This is a genomic window from Microbacterium sp. Soil_N32 (genome assembly GCF_057655505.1).
In genome coordinates this window covers 72,389-91,802 of the sequence record NZ_JBDGME010000017.1, presented here as the reverse complement: position 1 = coordinate 91,802, position 19,414 = coordinate 72,389, and the positions used below count along the sequence as shown (strand labels likewise).

Here is a 19,414-nt window from a genome sequence, read left to right as displayed (position 1 = left end):
TCACGGGGTACGCCCGGTCGACGGGGGCGTCATCGACGATCGCGGGATGATCGCGCATGTGCAGCACCGTGATGGGAGCCGTCTGCACGCCCACGAAGTCGGTCGTCGCCTCGTCGTCGCCGCTCTCGGCCTCGTCGTCCATGAGGTCTTCGTCGGCGTCGGAGCGCTCGCGCAGCGCGATGTCGGCCTCGTCGTCGGCGACGGTGTCGGCCTGGCCCAGCTGCCACGAACGGTAGATGAGGGCGAGCAGGAAGGCCGACACGGCGAACGTGATGACGATGGCCGTGAGCGTGAGGGCCTGCGGCAGCGGGTCGCTGATGTCGCCGTCGACCCCGTAGAACGGCGCCTTGCTCGGCACGCCCATCACGATCAGCAGCAGCAGGTTCACGGCGTTGCCCAGGAGCAGGAAGCCGATGAGAACACGGGTCAGGCTGCGCTCGAGCATGGCGTAGACGCCGCAGGCGAAGAGCACCGCCATGATGACGATCAGGGTGAGCGAGGTATCCATCAGCGGCTCACCCGCCCCTCGGTGGCTCGCGTCGAAGCCGACGGCGCCTCACGCAGCGCCTGGGTCTGCCGGTCGACCTCGGCGCCGAGGCTGCGCAGCACGTCGAGCACGAGGCCGATCACCACGAGGTAGACGCCCACGTCGAAGATCGTCGAGGTCACGAACTCCATGTGGCCGAAACCGGGGATCTCCCACTCCCAGAACGTGCTCGTGAGCGGCGCCTGGCCGAAGAAGAGGGGGATGAGAGCGGCCCCCACCGCGAGGACGAGACCGGCGCCGAGCAGTCGACCGGCATCGGTCGGCGCCGCGGCGCCCAGCTCCCACCGGCCACCCGCGACGTAGCGCATGACGAGGGCCATGCCCGCGACGAGGCCGCCGGCGAACCCGCCGCCCGGGAGGTTGTGCCCCGAGAAGAGCAGGAAGATCGAGACGACGATGATCGTGTGGAACAGCACCCGCACGATCACCTCGAGCAGGATCGAGCGGTTCTCGGGCTTCATCTTCGTGCCGCCGACGAGCCAGGCGCGCGGGCTGCTCTCGTTCTCGGAGGTCTGGAAGCGGATGCCGTCGGTCGTCTCGACGAGCGGCATGCGTCGAGCGGCCCGGCGCTTGGAGCGCGGGAGGGTCTTGGTCGCCGACAGCAGATCGGCGCGGTGCGTGACGAACACGAGCGAGGCGACACCGGTCGCGGCGAGCACGAGCACCGACAGCTCGCCCATCGTGTCCCACCCGCGGAGGTCGACGAGGGCGACGTTGACGACGTTCTTGCCGTGACCGATCTCGTAGGCGAGACGGGCGAACGAGGTCGAGATCGGTTCGTGGATGCGCGACTGGGTCGCCACGATCGCGACGAGCGCCATCGTCAGACCGGCGCCGACGGCGAGCAGCGCGCGCGGCAGACGGCTCACCGAGGCGTTGTGCTCGCCCATCTTCGACGGCAGGCGTCGCAGCACGAGCGCGAAGGTCACGAGGGTGACCGTCTCGACGAGGATCTGCGTGAGGGCGAGGTCGGGCGCCCCGCTGGTCGCGAAGAGCACGACCATGCCGAGGCCCGTGACCGACACCAGGACCACGCCGGTGTAGCGCTTCTGCGCCCGCACCGCGAAGACGCCGGCCGCCGCCATGATCGGGGCCACGACGATCTGCACCGGGGTGTGCCATGCCGAGAGCTGGAAGCGCTCGATGTCGGTGGCGACGAGCGCCGTGACCTCGGCGGCGACGAACACCACGAAGATCGTGCCGACGTACACCGGCAGCGAACCGCGCTGGGTGAGGGTGGTGCTGAGAACCGACAGCCGGTCGATGCCGCGCATCACGAGGTAGTAGGCGTCGGCGGCGGTGAACGGCAGCAGGCGCGCCTTGCGATCCCACCCCGTGCGGCGCGTGAGCAGGAACAGTCCCACGCCGAGCAGGATCGTGGCGATCGAGATGCCGAGCGCCGGCTCGAGCCCGTGCCACAGCGCGAGATGCCCCGGCCCCTCGGCGGCCGCTCCCTCGTGGTCGAGCCCCGGCGTCGCGGTCTTCGCGTAGCCCTGCAGCGCGATGTCGAGCGCGGGGGCGCCGATGCCCGCGGCGATCGTCACGCCGGCGAGGATGATCGGTGCCGAGAGGAACCCGACGGGAGGGTCGGGCCACTCGGTGTCGGGCATCCGCTCGCCGTTCTCATCGCGCTTGGTCCAGAACGCGCCCCAGATGAAGCGCGCACCGTATGCCGCGGTGAGCATGGAGCCGAGCGCGACGCCGATCAGCGCGACGAGACCCCACGGCGAACCGCCGATCGCGTCGTCGAGGAGCGCGGTGAGCGTCGGCTCCTTCGCGACGAAGCCGATGGTCGGCGCGATCCCCGCCATCGACGCGATCGAGATCACGGCCGCCGTCGTCATGACCGGCGCCTGGCGGGCGACGCCCGACAGCTCGCGGATGTCTCGCGTGGAGAGCTGCCGGTCGATGACGCCCACGATGAGGAACAGCGCCGACTTGAAGAGCGCGTGCCCGATCACGAGTGCCAGACCGGCGAGGGCCGCCGCCTGGGTGCCGTAGCCGACGACCACCGCGAAGAACCCGAGCTGGCTGACGGTGCCGAACGCGAGGACGCGCTTGAGGTCGGTCTCGCGCAGCGCCTGGAAACCCCCGATCAGCATGGTAAGGATGCCGAGACTGATCACGATCGGACGCCACGTCGCGCTCAGCGCAAAGATCGGGGCGAACCGCGCGATGAGGTAGATGCCGGCCTTCACCATGGCCGCGGCGTGCAGGTACGCGCTCACGGGCGTCGGTGCGGCCATTGCTCCGGGGAGCCAGAAGTGGAACGGGAACAGCGCCGACTTGCTGATGGCGCCGACCAAGAGCATGACGATCGCCGCCTCGACGATCGGCCCCGTCGGCGGGGCGGCGAGGATCTCGCGGATGCTCGATGTGCCGGCATCCACCACCAGCAGCACGACGCCGACGAACATGACCAGACCGCCGAGGGTCGTGACGAGGAGCGCCTGCAGTGCCGCTCGACGGCTGGCGGCGCGGCGTCGGTAGTGCCCGATGAGGAGGTACGAGAGGATGCTCGTCACCTCCCAGAACATGACGAGCATGACGAGGTCGTCGGTGAGCACGAGGCCGTACATCGCTCCGGCGAATCCCAGCAGCACCGCGGCGAACTGCCCGATCCCGGCGGAGTCGTCGTGGAAGTACCACCGGCAGTAGAGCAGCACGAGTGCGCCGACGCCGGTGACGATGAGAGTGAGCACCCAGCCGAGCACGTCCATGCTCATCGACAGGTTCAGCCCGAGCTGCGGGATCCACGGGATCGAGGCGAAGGGCGAATCGCCTTCGATGACGCGCGGCGTCATGACGAGCGCGTGGACGAATGCCGCGGCGGGAATGAGAGCGGCGATCGCGAACGCCTGAGCTCCCAGCCAGCGCACCAGAACGGGCATCAGGAGAGACCCGAGGAGGAACACTGCGAGGAGCATCAGCATATACGCGGCTCCTCGGGGCTCGTCGGCCGGTCACGGCTCAGGCGGGCGGGTGTGACTCCAGTCTACCGGGCGTTAGGGAACCGTTAGGCCGAGGTGACGACATCCGCCCGCTCAGGCTCGCGCGACACGCGGCGAGCACGGTCGCTCGTGGCAGAGTAACCCCGTGACGCGGACGTGGGTGCGAGAGCTCGGCGGGTGGATGTTCGCCTTCGCCGTGGCCGTCATCACGGTCGGCACTGTCGCCGCGACCGCGCGGGCGGAGCTGCTCTTCCGCGATGGGGACTCACTGATCGTGGCGCTGCTCTCCCGCTCGCTCCTCGCCGGCGGGCCCCAGGATTGGGCGATGTCGAGCGTGCTGTTCCTGCCCGAGACCGCCGTGTTCACCGCCCTCGACGCGGTGCTGCCGCTCGACGTCGAGGGGCTGCTCGCGGTCAGCGCGGTGCTCAACATGCTCGCGCTGTACGGCGCGCTGCGGCTGGTCGCCGGTCGACGCCGGGTCGGCGCGGCGCCCGTCGCGTGGGCGGTCGCCGCGCTCGCTGTCTTCGGTGTGCTCGCGATGACCGAGACCTCGGCGTCGCGCGACGCCCTCGAACTCGCCTCCCTGCCGCTGACGACCACGTACTACTCGGCGACGGTGATCGGCGCGGTGCTGGCCGTGGGGATCGTGCGGCGGATGCTCGATCGCGATCGTCCGGCGGCACTGCTCCTCGCCGCTCTGCTCGTGGTCACAGGGATCTCGACGCTGTCGAACCCGCTCTTCGTCGCCTGGGCGGTGGTGCCGGTCGGTCTTCTTCTCGCTGTAAGAGCGGTACGAGGAGGACGCACGACTCCGGGCGCTCGGTCGACGGCCTGGACAGCCCTCGCCGCCCTGGCCATGGGCGCGGGGGTCGGCTTCGCAGTGCGCATTCCGTTCTCTGCATGGATCGCCAACACGGGTGCGGGCTACGCGCAACCCGAGCGCTGGCGCGAGTCGCTCGTGTACTACGGCGAACTGCTCGGCGACCGACTCGGCTCACCGCTCGGCGTCCTCGCCGCGATGATCGGCGCCGGGCTCCTGGGGTGGGCGGTCGCGCGCAGCATCCGTGCGCACGATTCCGGGTCGCGCTTCGTCGCGCGCGCCGCCTGGCTCGCGCCTCTCCTCGTGGTCGTCGGTGCGATCGCACTGGGCACGCACGCCGCGCGATACCTGCAACCGCTCGTGTTCGCCCCGGTGCTCGCCCTCGTCGCCGACCCGCACGTGCTTCGCCTCGCACCGCGTCTGCGGCGGCAAGCCACCGCCGTGATCGCCGTGGTGCTGGTGATCGGTGCGGGCCTGAGCATCCCGCGCGTGGCCGCTGCCGTCTCCCGGCCCGACACCGACCTCGCCTGCGTGACCGCGTGGGTCGACACATCCGATCGCACCGGGGCCGGGCAGTTCTGGACGGTGCGCCTGCCGAAGCTGCACCTCGACGACCCCTCCCGCCTCGTCCAGGTCGACCACCGCCTGAACGGCTACGCCTGGCTGGTCAACCGCGCCGATCTGTCGCAGACGCGGGTCTCGTTCCTCGTCGAAGACGCGCAGACCGTGCCGTGGGAACTCCCCGTGTCGGCGATCCCCGACGACGTGGTCGACTGCGGGCGCTACCGCATCCTCGACTTCGGCGACGCCCTGCTTCCTGTCGGCCCCGCCCACAGCTAGCCGGGCCGCGCTTCTTCCTCTACGCAGGAGATCTCTCGATACGAAGGAGCACACAGGGCGGATGCTCCTTCCCAGAAGGAGAACTCCGTCGCTGCCGTGCGCGCACGCGCGGTCAGCGCGCGGGCGGACCCGTCGTCGTGCCGATACGGACGACGCACACGAGGTCTTGCGTCTCGCCGGGCTCTCCGCCGAGCATGCGGGCGATCTGCTCGCCCGCGACCCGCCCCTTCTCGACCGCGGGCTGCACGACCGTCGTCAGCGCACGATCCCCGAGACCGTCGACCGCGATGCCGTCGAAGCCCGCCACCGACACGTCCTCGGGCACGCGCAGCCCCCGCTCCTCGGCGGCGCGGATCACACCGACGGCGAGCAGATCGCTCTGGGCCAGGATCGCGGTGGGGCGAGTGTCGGGGTCGGCGAGCAGCTCCCGCCCGACAGCCAGACCCTCGTCGATCAGGCTGCCTGCCGCCGAGATCGCCGGGGCGTCGGGGAACACGCGCCGCGTGCCCTCGAGCCGGTCGACGGTCACGCCGATCGTCGCCTCGGCGATGCGCTCAGGAGTGACCGGGCCGCGCTGCCGCTGCGCACCGAGCGACAGCGTGACGATCGCGACGTCGCGATGGCCGAGGTCGTGCAGATGCTGCGCAAGGGCTGCCGAGGCATCCGCATTGTCGAGTGTGACGCGAGGAATGCCGGGATCGCCGGGGTCGCCCTCGATGACGACGACCGGCAGCCCGCGACCGCGGACGACCTTCACCGACTCCTGGGTGCGGCCCGACCAGCCGATCAGCACGTACGCATCGACCGGGGCGCTCGCGAGAGCGAGACCGTCTCCGCCGTCGTCGCGCATGAGCAGGATGCCGGAGCTGAGCTCGGCCAGCCCGTCGGCGAGGCCGTCCATCATCGCCGTCGTCACCGGATCGAGGAAGGCATGGCGCAGATGCCCCTCGAACACGACCGCGACGATGCCGCTGCGGCCCCGCCGGAGCGACGCCGCTCGGGGATCGGGGCCGGCGTACCCGAGCTCGGCGGCGGCCGCGAGAACCCGGTCGCGCGTGCCGTCGGACACGTTCGCCTTGCCGCTGAAGACGATCGACGCTGTCGATGCGGAGACCCCCGCCTCACGGGCGACATCAGAGATCGTCGCCCGCCGAGACGGCTCTGGACTGCTCATGGTCCGAGGATAACGCGCGACCCTCGGAGGCTCGAATCGATTCGAATAGGATGAGGCCCATGGATACCGCTCTTTCGCGCTCGCAGTTCGTGCGCTGGCGCGCCGCGATCTTCGCGATCTTCGCGGCGAGCGGTCTCTCGGTCGCGACCTGGGCCTCGCGCGTCCCGGGGATCAAGAGCGACCTCGGGCTCGACAACGCGCAGGTCGGGCTGATCCTTCTCGGCATGGGTGTCTCGTCGATCATCGGCATCTCGACGAGCCCGGCCGTCATGGCGCGCACCGGCGCCCGGCGCGGCATGCTGCTGACGATGCTCATGTTCTCGGTCGGCATCGCCCTCATCGGCGTGGGCTCGACCGTGCTCGCTTCGGTGCCGGTGGTGCTCGTCGGCATGGTGCTGTTCGGATTCGGCAACGGATGCCTCGACGTCATGATGAACGTCGAGGCGACCGCGATCGAGCAGCAGATGGGCCGCACGGTGCTGCCCGTGTTCCATGCCTTCTTCAGCTTCGGCACCGTGATCGGCGCGGGTGTCGGCGCACTGGCGGGCTGGCTGCACCTGACGGTCGCCGTGCACGCCGGCATCATGGGGCTGCTGCTCGCGGCGATCGCGGTGTTCTGCTTCACGCAGGTGCCGGTGCGCGCCGAGGCCCTCGACCCCGCTCCGGTCGAGAAGCCGGGGTGGCGGGAGCGGATGCACGTCGCCCTGGAGGCCTGGCGGGAACCCCGCACGTACCTCATCGGAGTGGTCATGCTGGGCATGGCCTTCGCCGAGGGCGGAGCGAACGACTGGATCGCCCTCGGAACCGAGCAGGGCCATGGCTTCGGGGCCGGCAGCGGCGCCGTCGCTCTCGCGGTGTTCTCGGTCGGGATGACGGTGGTGCGCCTGTTCGGCGGCCCGCTCGTCGACCGCTTCGGACGCGTGGTCGTGCTGCGGGTGCTCGCGTTCTCGGCCGCCGCCGGGGTGCTGCTGTTCATCCTCGCCCCGAACCTGCCGCTCATGCTGGTCGGCGCTGCGCTGTGGGGTGTGGGGGCTTCGCTCGGGTTCCCCATCGGCATGTCCGCCGCGGCCGACGACCCCGCCAAAGCCGCCGCCCGGGTCAGCGCCGCGGCCACCATCGGCTACGTCGCGTTCCTCGGCGGACCCCCGGTGCTCGGCTTCATCAGCGAGCACATCGGTCTGCTGAACACGCTGTACATCCTCATGGCGCTCATCGTGGCCTCCGGCCTCTTCTCCGGCGCCGTGCGCCCCCTCCCCGCCGACGAGAAGACCCCCGCCGCGCGCTGATCGCGACGCGCGGGTGTCCGCGCCCGCATCCACCCTCGGATCGTGCATCCTGTCAGCATGAGCTACAACCTGGCGTTCTGGGCGGGCGGCGACGACCTCGATGCAGACGAGACCTATCTCGCGCTCGAAGAGAATCACATCGACGGCGTGCGGGTGATCGACGCGGCAGAGGTGCTGGGGGCTCTCGACGCCCTCGAGGGATGGTCTCGCGAACCGAACTTCCTGTATCCGCCGGGCAGCGGGCCCGAGGGCGGCCCCGCATTCGACTTCCGCATCGGCACCCAGCTCGCGGAGTTCATCGGCTACGGCATCCAGGACGGCGACCACTTCAACGCCATCATCGACGCCATGCGCCCCCTGGGGTTCCGGCTCTACGACCCGCAGGTCCGCGAGCGCTTCCTCTGATGCCCACGCCCGCCGGCGCCCGGTGGACAGGAGATCTCACGCAACGAAGGAGTGGATGCCGCATCCGCTCCTTCCCATCCTGAGATCTCCTTCGCAACGCGATCCACCCGCCGGCCCTCGCCCGCCGCGCCGCCCGCCGCCGCGTCGTGCGACACCGACGCGACGAAGTAGGCTCGTCGGGTGCGTCTCGTCATCGCCCGCTGCTCCGTCGACTACACCGGTCGGCTCAACGCCCATCTGCCGCTCGCCACGCGCCTGCTCGTGCACAAGGGTGACGGGAGTCTGCTCGTGCACTCCGACGGGGGCAGCTACAAGCCGCTCAACTGGATGAGCCCGCCGTGCACCCTCACCACCGAGGAGCCCGGCGAGGAGGAGGCGACCGCGGGCGTCATCGACGTGTGGCGCGTCACCCACAAGAAGACCGGCGATGCTCTGCGCGTGCAGATCTACGAGATCATCCACGACACGTCGCACGAGCTCGGCGTCGACCCCGGCCTGCAGAAGGACGGCGTGGAGGCCGATCTGCAGCGGCTGCTCGCCGAGCAGGTCGAGCGCATCTCGGAGGGCGCGACGCTCGTGCGCCGCGAGTACCCGACGGCGATCGGGCCGGTCGACCTGCTGGTGCGGGATGCCGGGGGCGCGGCCATCGCGGTCGAGATCAAGCGCCGCGGCGACATCGACGGCGTCGAGCAGCTCACTCGCTACCTCGAACTGCTCGGACGCGACCCGCACCTCGCACCGGTGCAGGGCGTGTTCGCGGCGCAGGAGATCAAGCCCCAGGCCCGCGTGCTCGCCGAGGACCGCGGCATCCGCTGCCTCGTGCTCGACTACGAAGACATGAAGGGCATCGAGTCGGGCATCCCCCGCCTCTTCTGACGCCCCCACTCGTCGGCAAAGACGGAGCGGACCTGCGAAAACCCAGATCACTCGTGGCGGGAAGCGCGTGTCGGATGCCGACGCGCCGACGACTGCGCGGATCGTCTCCGTTTCGCGGGTGGGGCGCGCGGGTTGCGCCGCACGGCCCTGCACGTCCGTGCACCGGAACCCGGTGGCGCGGTGCCGGGCCATAGGCTGGAGGGTATGGCCTCCTCCCCCTACTCCTGCGTGCTGTGGGACGTCGACGGCACCATCGTCGACGCGTCCGTCGGCATCCTCCGTCGTCTGAACGTCGCCCTGACGCACTTCGGACGCCCGGCGCCCACGCGCGAGGAGCTGGTGCACTGGATCGGACCGCCCATGTTCCAGTCGTTCCAGGACCAGGCGGGCATGACGCCCGAGCAGTCCGCCGAGGCCGTGTCGTTCTACCGCACGCTCGGCAAGGCCGACGGCTACACCACCGACGTGACCACCTACCCGGGGGTCGCCGACCTGATCCACGACGTGCACGCCGCCGGCATCCCGCAGGCCACCGCGAGCTCGAAGCCCGAGAACCAGGTCGATGCACTGATCGACCACTTCGAGCTGCGCGCCGACTTCCTCACCACCGTCGGCGCCACGCCCGACGAGTCCACCCTCGCGTCGAAGACCGACATCGTCGCCGAGGCGCTGCGCCGGTTGACGGCGCTCGGCGCAGACGTGTCTCGCCCCGTGCTCATCGGCGACCGCCACCACGACGTCGAGGGCGGCAATGCCAACGGCGTGCCGGTGATCTTCGTCGAGTGGGGCTTCAGCGACGCGCACGAGGGCGACGAGGCGGCCTTCCGCGCCGCATCGGTCGACGAACTGCGCGCGCTGCTGCTGCACTGACCCGCGAGTTCGGTCGCCCCGGCGCTCAGCGGGTCCGGAGCCGGAATGCACAGAACTCCCCGCCGGACACCGCAGAAGCGGCTCCGGTCGGGGAGTTCAGAGAAATACCGTGCGACTCAGAGAGCGCGGATGTTCTCGGCCTGCAGGCCCTTGGGGCCCTGCGCGACGTCGAACTCGACCCGCTGGTTCTCTTCGAGGCTGCGGTAGCCGGAGGAGTCGATCGCGGAGTAGTGCGCGAAGACGTCGGCGCCTCCGTCGTCGGGGGAGATGAAGCCGAAGCCCTTCTCCGCGTTGAACCACTTAACAGTGCCCTGGGTGCTCATGTACTGCCTGTTCTGCTGGAAAAGAAGCCGACGCAGGATGCACCGACACCGCTAACGCTAGCGGGTGAGGCGCCGAGGGCAACAGACGCAATCAGAAGGTAATCCAAATGTTGCACGGGCGCGGCGCGGGTCCTGGCCGCCGATGGATGCCGCACCGGATGCGGACGGCTCCGTGCGGAGCATCCGGCATCCGATGCGTTCCCTGACGGACCGGAGCCGTCGAGACGGACCCTCCCTGAAAAATGGTGTGGCCCTCACCGCGGGGGGAGCGATGAGGGCCGAAGACGACCGGAGGGTGCGTCAGAGTCCACTGTACAACTTTTTTCACGTCCGTGTCCCCCATTTGGGGGACAAATCTCGAAAAAGGTGCAAACATAGATAGCGGCCCCCTCGAGTAGCCCATTGGGGACTGAACTACTCGAGAGGGCCCAATCGCATGCACGGATCGTCCGGCCTCTGGGGAAGGCGGCCCGTCTTCTGGGGAAAGACGGGGACGATCGATCCCCTTGTGCATGCATCTTCACCATAGGGGAGGTAGCACGATCCCGCCACGGCCCTTCCCGTGGCGGTGAGGTGAAGCAGCAGGGGAATGATCCGGGGAGGATCGCAGGTTCCGGAGGGCGGGGCGCACAGCACGGACCACGTCCGTCGCCCCGCCTCCCGGATCCGCGGCCCCACGGGCGCCCGTGCGATCGGTAGCCTTGTCGCGTGACCCTGCTGAACAAGGACATGACGCTGTGCATCTCGCTGTCGGGACGCCCCAGCAACAACGGCACGCGCTTCCACAACTTCCTCTACGAGGAGCTGGGGCTCAATTGGATCTACAAGGCCTTCGCACCGACCGATCTGGAGCAGGCGATCGCGGGCGTGCGCGGCCTCGGCATCCGCGGCTGCGCGATCTCGATGCCCTATAAAGAGGACGTCATCGCCTTCGTCGACCGCATGGAGCCTTCGGCCGCCGCGATCGACTCGGTCAACACGATCGTCAACGACGACGGCGTGCTCACGGCGTACAACACCGACTACTCGGCGATCGCGCAGCTGATCGCCGAGAACGCCCTCGATGCCGGATCGTCGGTGCTGCTGCGCGGCTCGGGCGGTATGGCCAAGGCCACCGCCGCCGCGTTCCGCGACGCCGGCTTCACCCGGGGCACCATCGCCTCCCGCAACGAGGACGCAGGGCGGCTGATCGCCGATCTCTACGACTTCACCTGGCAGTCGGATGCCGAGGGCACGGCGACCGCCGACGTCATCGTGAACATCACCCCCGTCGGCATGGCGGGCGGCCCCGACGAGCACGAGGTCGCGTTCACGGACGCGCAGATCGCCGCGGCATCCGTGGTGTTCGACGTGGTCGCGATGCCCGCCGAGACGCCGCTGATCCGCGCCGGGCGCGCGGCAGGCAAGACCGTGATCAGCGGCGCGGAGGTCGCCACGCGCCAGGCGCTGGAGCAGTTCGTTCTCTACACGGGCATCCGCCCCTCCCACGAGCAGGTGCGCGCCGCCGAGGAGTTCGTGCGCGCGCAGTGACCGGAGCGTCGGTCGCTACCCTGGGGCCATGAAGACCATCGGCGTTCTCGGCGGGATGAGCTGGGAGTCCTCCCTCGAGTGGTACCGACTGGCGAACGAGCGCGTCGCGGCGCGACTCGGCGGCTACCACTCCGCCCGCGTGCTGCTCGATTCTCTCGACTTCGCCGAGATCGAGGCGATGCAGGCCCGAGACGACTGGGACGCCGCGGGTGCGCTGCTCGCCGACCGCGCCCGGGCGCTCGAGACCGCCGGCGCCGACCTGCTGGTGCTCGCGACGAACACCATGCACCTCGTCGCCGACCGGATCACGGATGCCGTGGGCATCCCCTTCCTGCACATCGCCGACGCGGCGGGGGCCGCCGTCTCGGCCGCGGGCGTCGAGACCGTCGGCCTGCTCGGCACGGCCTTCACCATGGAGAAGCCGTTCTACGCCGAGAGGCTCGCAGCGCAGGGCATCCGCACGATCGTGCCGGAGGCCGACGACCGACGCACCGTTCACGACGTCATCTACGGCGAACTGGTGCACGGAGTCGTGCGTGACGAGTCGCGACGGAGCTACGTCGAGGTCGTCGACCGCCTGATCGCGCGCGGCGCCCAGGGCGTGATCCTCGGATGCACCGAGATCGAGCTGCTCCTGTCGGCCGACGACGTCTCCGTCCCCGTCTTCCCCACCACCTCGCTGCACGTCGACGCCGCGGTCGAGGCCGCACTCGCCGACTGAGGCGGGGCGCGGAGGGCGGTCAGCGGGCGGTCACGACGACCTTGCCCATGGTCTGCGAGGTCTCCACGACAGCGTGGGCCTCGCGCAACGTTGCCGCATCGAGCGGCGCGAGCCGGCGCGTGAGCGTCGACCGCAGCACACCGTCGTCGAGCAACTCGGCGACCCGCTCGAGGAGGTCGTGCTGGAAGCGATCCTCGGGCTCGTGCACCGGCCGCGTGAACATCAGCTCCCAGTGCCAGGTGACGCTCTTCGCCTTGAGGGCGTCGATGCTGCCCCCCGTCTCGTCGATCGACACGACTTCGCCGCGCGGCCGGATCACGTCGGCGATGGCGTCGATGTTGCCCGGCGTGAACGAGGTGAAGACGTAGTCGACCCCGGCGGGCGCGATCTCGCGCACGGCGCCGGCGAAGTCTCTGCCGACGACATGATCCGCGCCCATCTCGCGCACCCACGCCGCCGATTCCTCGCGCGACGCGACGGCGATCACCGTCAGACCGGTCAGTGCCTTGGCGAGCTGGATCACGAGCGAGCCCACGCCCCCGGCCGCCCCGATCACGAGGATCACGCCCTCACTCCCGCGGTGCAGACGGAGACGGTCGAAAAGCGCCTCCCACGCCGTGATGACGGTGAGGGGCACCGCGGCAGCCTCGGCATCCGTCAGGGTGACGGGAGCGTGCCCGACGATGTTCTCGTTCACCAGGTGGAATTGCGCGTTCGTGCCGGGGCGGTCGATCTGACCTGCGTAGAACACGCGGTCGCCGACGGCGAAGAGGCGCGCGTCGTCGCCCGTGGCGACGACCCTGCCGACCGCGTCGAAGCCCAGCACCTTCGGCGCGGAGCGCGGTGCCCGAGCCCGCTGCTTCACGTCGACCGGGTTCACCGATACGGCATCGACGGCCACGAGGAGGTCGTGCCCAGTGGGGGACGGCATCGGAACGGTCACATCGATCATCGATGAGGGATCGGATGCCTTGCCGCCCGCTGCGGCCACCGCGCTCATCGTCTCGGACACGTACTCTGACAGGTTCTCGCTCATGGGGACGAACCTACCCATCGCACCCCAGTTACCCGCAAGGGACATTGGTTCCTTTTGGGTACCATTGCGGAATGACCGCATCCGTTCGCTGCGCCGCCGGCACTCCCCACGACGTCTACGACGCGCAATGTCCCTGCCGCGGCGTGCTCGACCTGCTCGCCGACAAGTGGAGCGCGCTCGCGCTCGGCGCCCTCGAAGACGGCCCGCTGCGATTCGGCGCACTCAAGAAGAAGCTCGTGGGCGTCAGCCCGAAGGTGCTCACCGCGACCCTGCGGCGCCTCGAGGAGCGCGGCCTGCTCGACCGGGAGGTCTTCGCGCAGGTGCCCGTGCGCGTCGAGTACTCCCTCACCCCGCTCGGTGCCGACGCCGGGCGCCCTCTGCGCGAGCTGCGCCTGTGGGTCGAAGCGAACATCGAGCGGTTCCCCGGCACCTGACCCCTTCCGTCTCGTCTTCGGTCTGTCAACCGGGTAGGCGTCCAGCGGGATGTCGACGAGCGTGGCCGGGGTCCACCCCCACGCGAACGGAGCACACGATGAAGGCACTCACCTGGCAGGGCACCCGCGACGTGACGGTCGAGGAGGTGCCGGACCCGGTCATCCAGGAGCCGACGGATGCCATCGTCCGCATCACCTCCTCGGCGATCTGCGGGTCGGATTTGCACCTGTACGAGCTGCTCGGCCCGTTCATCGACCGCGGCGATATCCTCGGCCACGAGCCGATGGGCGTCGTCGTCGAGGTCGGCTCCGGAGTGAACACGCTCAAGCCCGGCGACCGGGTCGTGATCCCCTTCAACATCTCGTGCGGCGAGTGCTTCATGTGCACGCACGGCTTCCAGTCGCAGTGCGAGACGACGCAGGTGCGCGAGTACGGCAGCGGCGCCGCCCTGTTCGGCTACACCAAGCTGTACGGGCAGGTGCCCGGCGGCCAGGCCGAATTCCTGCGGGTTCCGCTCGCCGACTACAACCACATCGCGGTCGGGCACGAGCTGCCGGACGAGCGCTACCTCTTCCTCAGCGACATCCTGCCGACGGCCTGGCAGGGCGTCGAGTACGCGCAGGTCCCCGAGGGCGGCACGCTCGCCGTGATGGGTCTCGGACCGGTGGGGCAGTTCGTCGCCCGTATCGGACGACACCGCGGGTACCGGGTGCTGGCCGTCGAGCCGGTCGCCGAACGCCGCGCCATGGCCGAACGGCACGGCATCGAGACGTTCGACCTCACCGACACGGTCGTCGACGAGCTGCGCGACCTCACCGAGGGCCGCGGAGCCGACGGAGTGGTGGATGCCGTGGGCCTGGAGGCGCACGGCAACTCCGGCGTCGAGTTCATGCAGAAGGCGGTGGGGCTGCTGCCCGATGCTGCGGCGCGGCAGATGCTCGACAAGGCCGGGGTCGACCGGCTCGCGGCGGTCTACGCGTCGATCGACACGGTGCGCCGCGGCGGCACGGTCTCGCTCAGCGGGGTCTACGCGGGCGACGCCGACATCATGCCGATGAAGACCCTGTTCGACAAGCAGATCAGCCTGCGGATGGGCCAGTGCAACGTGAAGCGGTGGATCGACGACCTGCTCCCGCTCGTCGAGGACTCCGCCGACCCGCTCGGCGTGATGGACCTCACCACCCACCACGCGCCGCTCGAGGACGCCCCGGGTCTCTACAGCACGTTCCAGAAGAAGGAGGACGGCTGCATCAAGGTGGTTCTCCACCCCGGCTCCTGACACACGAAGTGCGGGATCGATATGTCAGCTCCGGAGGGCATCCGGCGTGACATATCGATCCCGCACGGGACCGTGTCAGGGGCGGCGGTTGCCGACCCCGGGCTCGTCGTTGTGCTCGGAGTTGTACGAGTCGGCCTCGGCCGCGGCGGTGCCGTCGGTGAACTCGTCGACACCCACGGCGGCGGCCGCACCGGAGTCGGCCCCTCCCCCGCCCGCGGGCACCTCGCCCGCTCCGGCACCGTCACGCGTGCGCTCTTCGAGCAGCTCCGTGATGCGCTCCTGCGCCTCGGCGCCGCCCGGCATCTGCGGGTTCGCGGCGTCGACGCCGACGCCCTGGTTCTCGATGCCGCTCATGCGTCGCGCTCCTCGACCTCGTCGGGCGAGTCGGCGATGCCCAGGTCGGGGTCGGTGTTGACACCGCCGCCGATGGCGTCCTGACCCGCGATGCGCGCCTCGGCCGACACGTCGTCGTCGGGGAGCGTCGAGTCGTCGCTCTCGACCAGGTCCTCCTCTTCGGGCAGGACCGTGGGTTCCTGCGAGCTGATGGAGTTGATGAGTCCCTCGGGGTTCGACATGCTGCTCCTCTCGTCGGGGGTGGAGCTTCCAGACTGCCGCTCCGGCCGCTCTGCGACAGGCCCGTTGACACGCTCCCCTCCACGGCGTAGCAGGGCCGTTCGGAGCATCCGATCGCGATATGCCAGTCTGGTCGCGAGGGGGAGACATGACCAAGGTGTGGCAGTTCTACGTGCAGTCGGCCCGGAGGAATCCGACCGACCTCTGGATCTCGATCGTGGCCGTGCTCCTCACGCTCGTGCTCGGCGTGGGCGTGCTGGTCTCGTCGACCGACTTCGCGTTCGCGGTGCTCGCGGCGCTGGTGCTGCTCGGCGCCCTCGACGTGCGCTTCGGCTTCCAGCGGGCGACCCGACCGGCCCGCGATGCCCGCGGTGCGAGAGCGCGCCGGTCGCAGCCCGACCCGGATGCCGCGTTCCCGGCCTTCCTGTTCCTGGTTCCCCTCGTCACCACTGCGCTCGGCTTCTGGTGGATCGTGCCCGGACTGCAGTCCGACGACACGCCCCCGGCGATGGCCCTGCTGCTGTGGCTGATCATCTCGTACGCCGCGATGCTGCTGTCGATCCTCGTGGCCGCGTTCCTGCTGTTCCCCCTCGAGCTCGTGGGCCGCGGGCTCATCCAGGCGATCCGCGGGCGCTTCGCTCGGGCGGTGCCCCTGGTGGTGGGCGGCATCTACATCCTGCTCGTGCCCGCGTTCGGTATCGCCGGAGCCCTCGCCCTCGACGACCTGCCCCCCTTCCCCTTCGCCGGCTACGGGATCATCGCGGGCCTCCTCGGCGTCGACGGGCGGTACTCGATCGAGAGCGAGGGGTGGCTATGGGTCACCCGCCTCCTGTTCGTGCTGATCCTCATCCCGCTGCTCGGCCTGCTGCGCGTGCGCCGCGACCGGCGGAACGACCCGCACCCCGACGCTCCCTGACCTCGAACCAGGTCTTCGGCCCCACGTCAAGGGGGGTTTTCCGCGGGTTCCGCGGCAGTACCGTCATCAGACGTAGGAGCGCAGCGGCGAGGAGACCACATGCCCGAGGGGACGACGCCGACGGCTGCCCTGCTCGACGGGCGATACCAGATCGGTGAGAGCCTCGGTCGAGGGGGCATGTCGACGGTCTACCGCGCCGAAGACACGTATCTCGGGCGCACGGTGGCGATCAAGATCCTCCGCGACGACGACGAGCTCGTCGGCTTCTCCGACCGCATGCACACCGAGAAGGCGCTGCAGGCCTCGCTCAGCCATCCGTCGCTCGTCACACTGTTCGACGCGCGCCTCGAGCGCACCGGCCCCCGCTACCTCGTGATGGAGTTCATCGACGGGCCGACGCTCGCCGACCGGATGTTCGCCGGAGCCCTGCCCGCAGACCAGGTCGCGGCTCTCGCTCAGGACCTCGCCGAGGCGCTGAGCGCGGTGCACGCCGCCGGCATCGTGCACCGCGACGTCAAGCCCTCGAACGTGCTGCTCGCCCCGCGCAAGGCCGGACGCACGACCGCGAAGCTCGCCGACTTCGGCATCGCCTGCGAGATCGATGCGCCCGCGATGACCTCACCCGGCGTGGTGATGGGAACGCTGGCGTACATGGCGCCGGAGCAGGTGCGCGGCCAGCGCGTGACCCCGGCCGGCGACGTGTTCTCGCTCGGACTCGTGCTGCTCGAAGCCCTCACCGGGGAGCGCGGCTACCCCGCGGCCGTCGGCATCGCCGCCGCCGTCGCCCGGGTCAGCGGACCCCCCGAGATCCCGCAGGACATCGACCCCGGCTGGCGCGATCTGCTCGACCGGATGACGCGCACCGAACCCTCGGAACGACCGACCGCCGACGAGGTCGCCGCGGCCGCCCACCTGCTCGCACCGAGAATGACCACCGGCTCACCGGCGGCGGCGGCCGTTCCGGCAGCCTCGCGTGCGTCCGCGCGGAGAGGGGCTGCGGTCGGAGCGGGAGTAGGGGCGGTCGGAGCAGGAGTGGCGTCGGTCGGCGCAGCCGCATCGGTCGGCGCGGAAGTGGGAGCCGACACGGGGGCGGCGGAGTCCGCACACCCCGCGGCGGGCGCAACTGCTGCCGCAGACGCACCGGCCACCATGGCTCTCGGAGCGTCCGGCTCCCTTTCCGACACCGGCATCGCCGCGCACACTCCGGCCGAACGCGCGGCGGCCGCCGAGCATCCGACCGCCGTGATGGACGTGGTGCCCCTGCGTCGCAACCGTCAGCACCGGCCGCAGCCCCGTCGACGCCCGGTCGCGCGCACGGCGGCGTCCGTGCTCGCCGGGGTGCTGCTGCTCGGGGCCGGGGGCGCCGGCACAGCCGCCCTGCTCGGCGCGGGCTCGCCGACCTCGCCCCGCATCGCCGCGGTGACCGCCGTGCGCACGCCCGCCGAGGCACCGTCCGACGGCGTCGAACAGGCGACCGTCGAGCAGGCGACGCAAGACCAGTCGACGCAGCAGCAGGCCGACGCCCCTCAGCCCGTTCAGGAGGCCGTCGTCGAGCCCGCAGCCCCTCAGGACGCGGCTCCCGACAACTCGAGCAAGGGCTCCGAGAAGGCGAAAGAGGCGAGCCAGCAGCAGGGGCCGCCATCGTGGAGCGGCGACAAGGGCTCCGGCAAGAAGGACGACAAGAGGGACGAGAAGTAGCCTCGCTCCCGCCCGCCCCGCTCGGCTCAGAGCAGACCGAGGTCGTAGGCGGCGGCCTCGTCGCAGAGTGCGGATCCGCGCTGCCGAGACGACCGCTGCCCGCAGAGTACTCTCGCTCACCTGGAGACGACGAAGTGACCGACCATTAGGCGTCTTGCGCGGTACCGGCGCTGGCTATCGCAGCGCGCGCGAAAGCTGCGACCCTCGATAGCGCGACTGCATTCAGGAGAATGCTCCCCGCTTCGACCGCTGGAGGTGCTGTATCTTAACTCGCATGGTGAACGAAAAGAGTCGTCTATTGATCGTTACTGCTTCCATCATTGGTGCGGCTACGATTGCAGGAATCGCCACATACTTTTTCGTCAGGTGGCTCCTGACCGAGGCAAATCGTCAAGAGTTCTCCCGTCGACCCGAAGTAGAGAACTGGGCACTCCCAGCGGTAGGGACCGATGGGCCCGCCCTCCTTTACGCCTGCGCCGTGGTCGCTGTCCTTATTGGTGCGAGTGCGGTGTGGTTTGGCGTTCGAGGAACTCGAGAGTCAACTAAGTAATCGCCCCGATAGGAGCCGAGTTTCGAGCTGGTCCCTTTTCCATGGCTCAGTGTCGAACTGCTCGCGCCGGCATCACCTTCGCCGATAACGGTTCATCAGATTCTCGGGCATAAGCCCCCTCCTCGTTGCAGTTCCGCTACGGCCCGCAACCTTTCGGCTTGCAAGCTGTAGCGACGGCACGGAAGTCAACTCAAGAGCGGTTAGACCCTCCGCCAGATACCCACCGGGCACGGGCGGTTCAGCGGGTCGGCCTCGCGGAGCGTCGTATCCCCGTAAAGTCGGTACTTCACGGTTCTTACCCACTTATAGGTGTTATTCCACCCGGGTTTCACAAGACACGCGTTGGGGTTGAAAATTGAGTGAACCAGCTGCGACGCTGGCGGCGGAACGACGGCGGCGGCCGAGGAAACCGAGGCCAACGTGAGCATGGCTACGAGTGCAGCGGTGACCATGCCGAATTTAATTGATTTCCTTCTATGCACCCCGAGAGGCTAGCCCCCTCGATGCAGCCAATGAAAGAAACTGGATTTTCCATTTCATCCAATGTCAGAAAGTGTAGTTTCTTGACCGCCTGCGCGGAGGAA

At 69.7% G+C, this 19,414-nt stretch carries 17 protein-coding genes and 1 pseudogene; 11 read left to right on the top strand and 7 right to left on the bottom strand.

Features of this window, described 5'->3' with window-relative positions:
• Positions 1-13: 13 nt before the first annotated feature.
• Positions 14-508: pseudogene (locus AC3A3J_RS05770) on the bottom strand (Na(+)/H(+) antiporter subunit C); the annotation flags it as partial.
• Positions 508-3,480 (bottom strand): Na+/H+ antiporter subunit A, encoded by a 2,973-nt coding sequence (locus AC3A3J_RS05765; RefSeq protein ID WP_487671370.1) that lies wholly within the window; start codon positions 3,478-3,480, stop codon positions 508-510. The pseudogene AC3A3J_RS05770 and the gene AC3A3J_RS05765, both read right to left, overlap by 1 nt.
• 163 nt (positions 3,481-3,643) lie before the next feature.
• Between AC3A3J_RS05765 and AC3A3J_RS05760 the strand changes: the two genes are divergently transcribed.
• Positions 3,644-5,158: a hypothetical protein gene (locus AC3A3J_RS05760; RefSeq protein WP_487671369.1), complete on the top strand. Its 1,515-nt coding sequence runs from the start codon at positions 3,644-3,646 to the stop codon at positions 5,156-5,158.
• A 112-nt stretch (positions 5,159-5,270) separates the two neighbouring features.
• On the opposite strand, the gene AC3A3J_RS05755 is transcribed toward AC3A3J_RS05760, so the two are convergent.
• Complete coding sequence (locus tag AC3A3J_RS05755) at positions 5,271-6,332, bottom strand: LacI family DNA-binding transcriptional regulator (RefSeq protein WP_487671368.1); 1,062 nt, start codon at positions 6,330-6,332, stop codon at positions 5,271-5,273.
• A 59-nt stretch (positions 6,333-6,391) separates the two neighbouring features.
• Here AC3A3J_RS05755 and AC3A3J_RS05750 point away from each other — a divergent pair, with 59 nt between their 5' ends.
• The 4 genes from AC3A3J_RS05750 (at position 6,392) to AC3A3J_RS05735 (ending at position 9,769) form a co-directional block, all read left to right on the top strand.
• Positions 6,392-7,618 (top strand): MFS transporter, encoded by a 1,227-nt coding sequence (locus AC3A3J_RS05750; RefSeq protein WP_487671367.1) that lies wholly within the window; start codon positions 6,392-6,394, stop codon positions 7,616-7,618.
• Positions 7,619-7,675: 57 nt separating this feature from the next.
• Positions 7,676-8,023: a hypothetical protein gene (locus AC3A3J_RS05745; RefSeq protein ID WP_487671366.1), complete on the top strand. Its 348-nt coding sequence runs from the start codon at positions 7,676-7,678 to the stop codon at positions 8,021-8,023.
• 180 nt (positions 8,024-8,203) lie between these two features.
• A complete protein-coding gene (gene nucS, locus AC3A3J_RS05740) occupies positions 8,204-8,899 on the top strand; it encodes an endonuclease NucS (protein WP_314648498.1) in 696 nt (231 codons plus the stop codon).
• Positions 8,900-9,103: 204 nt separating this feature from the next.
• Positions 9,104-9,769: an HAD hydrolase-like protein gene (locus AC3A3J_RS05735; protein ID WP_487671365.1), complete on the top strand. Its 666-nt coding sequence runs from the start codon at positions 9,104-9,106 to the stop codon at positions 9,767-9,769.
• A gap of 116 nt (positions 9,770-9,885) precedes the next feature.
• On the opposite strand, the gene AC3A3J_RS05730 is transcribed toward AC3A3J_RS05735, so the two are convergent.
• Positions 9,886-10,092 carry a cold-shock protein gene (locus AC3A3J_RS05730; RefSeq protein ID WP_487671364.1) on the bottom strand — a complete coding sequence of 69 codons (207 nt, stop codon included), beginning with the start codon at positions 10,090-10,092 and terminating at the stop codon, positions 9,886-9,888.
• 708 nt (positions 10,093-10,800) lie between these two features.
• On the opposite strand from AC3A3J_RS05730, the gene AC3A3J_RS05725 reads away from it, so the two are divergent.
• Positions 10,801-11,622, top strand: a complete 822-nt coding sequence (locus AC3A3J_RS05725) for a shikimate 5-dehydrogenase (RefSeq protein WP_487671363.1) — start codon at positions 10,801-10,803, stop codon at positions 11,620-11,622.
• 28 nt (positions 11,623-11,650) lie between these two features.
• Positions 11,651-12,343: an aspartate/glutamate racemase family protein gene (locus AC3A3J_RS05720; RefSeq protein ID WP_487671362.1), complete on the top strand. Its 693-nt coding sequence runs from the start codon at positions 11,651-11,653 to the stop codon at positions 12,341-12,343.
• Positions 12,344-12,362: 19 nt separating this feature from the next.
• On the opposite strand, the gene AC3A3J_RS05715 is transcribed toward AC3A3J_RS05720, so the two are convergent.
• On the bottom strand, positions 12,363-13,379 hold the full coding sequence (locus AC3A3J_RS05715) for a zinc-binding alcohol dehydrogenase family protein (RefSeq protein WP_487671361.1): 1,017 nt from the start codon (positions 13,377-13,379) through the stop codon (positions 12,363-12,365).
• Between the two features lie 71 nt (positions 13,380-13,450).
• Here AC3A3J_RS05715 and AC3A3J_RS05710 point away from each other — a divergent pair, with 71 nt between their 5' ends.
• Both AC3A3J_RS05710 and AC3A3J_RS05705 read left to right on the top strand, forming a co-directional pair.
• A complete protein-coding gene (locus tag AC3A3J_RS05710; RefSeq protein ID WP_487671360.1) occupies positions 13,451-13,813 on the top strand; it encodes a winged helix-turn-helix transcriptional regulator in 363 nt (120 codons plus the stop codon).
• A gap of 98 nt (positions 13,814-13,911) precedes the next feature.
• Positions 13,912-15,093: an alcohol dehydrogenase catalytic domain-containing protein gene (locus AC3A3J_RS05705; protein WP_487671359.1), complete on the top strand. Its 1,182-nt coding sequence runs from the start codon at positions 13,912-13,914 to the stop codon at positions 15,091-15,093.
• A gap of 75 nt (positions 15,094-15,168) precedes the next feature.
• On the opposite strand, the gene AC3A3J_RS05700 is transcribed toward AC3A3J_RS05705, so the two are convergent.
• Positions 15,169-15,447, bottom strand: coding sequence for a hypothetical protein (locus tag AC3A3J_RS05700; RefSeq protein ID WP_487671358.1), 279 nt, complete (start codon positions 15,445-15,447; stop codon positions 15,169-15,171).
• Positions 15,444-15,668 (bottom strand): hypothetical protein, encoded by a 225-nt coding sequence (locus tag AC3A3J_RS05695; RefSeq protein WP_487671357.1) that lies wholly within the window; start codon positions 15,666-15,668, stop codon positions 15,444-15,446. Before AC3A3J_RS05695 ends, AC3A3J_RS05700 begins: the two co-directional genes overlap by 4 nt.
• A 146-nt stretch (positions 15,669-15,814) precedes the next feature.
• Between AC3A3J_RS05695 and AC3A3J_RS05690 the strand changes: the two genes are divergently transcribed.
• Positions 15,815-16,582, top strand: coding sequence for a hypothetical protein (locus AC3A3J_RS05690; RefSeq protein WP_487671356.1), 768 nt, complete (start codon positions 15,815-15,817; stop codon positions 16,580-16,582).
• 99 nt (positions 16,583-16,681) lie between these two features.
• Positions 16,682-18,280: a protein kinase domain-containing protein gene (locus AC3A3J_RS05685; protein ID WP_487671355.1), complete on the top strand. Its 1,599-nt coding sequence runs from the start codon at positions 16,682-16,684 to the stop codon at positions 18,278-18,280.
• Positions 18,281-19,414 lie beyond the last annotated feature (1,134 nt).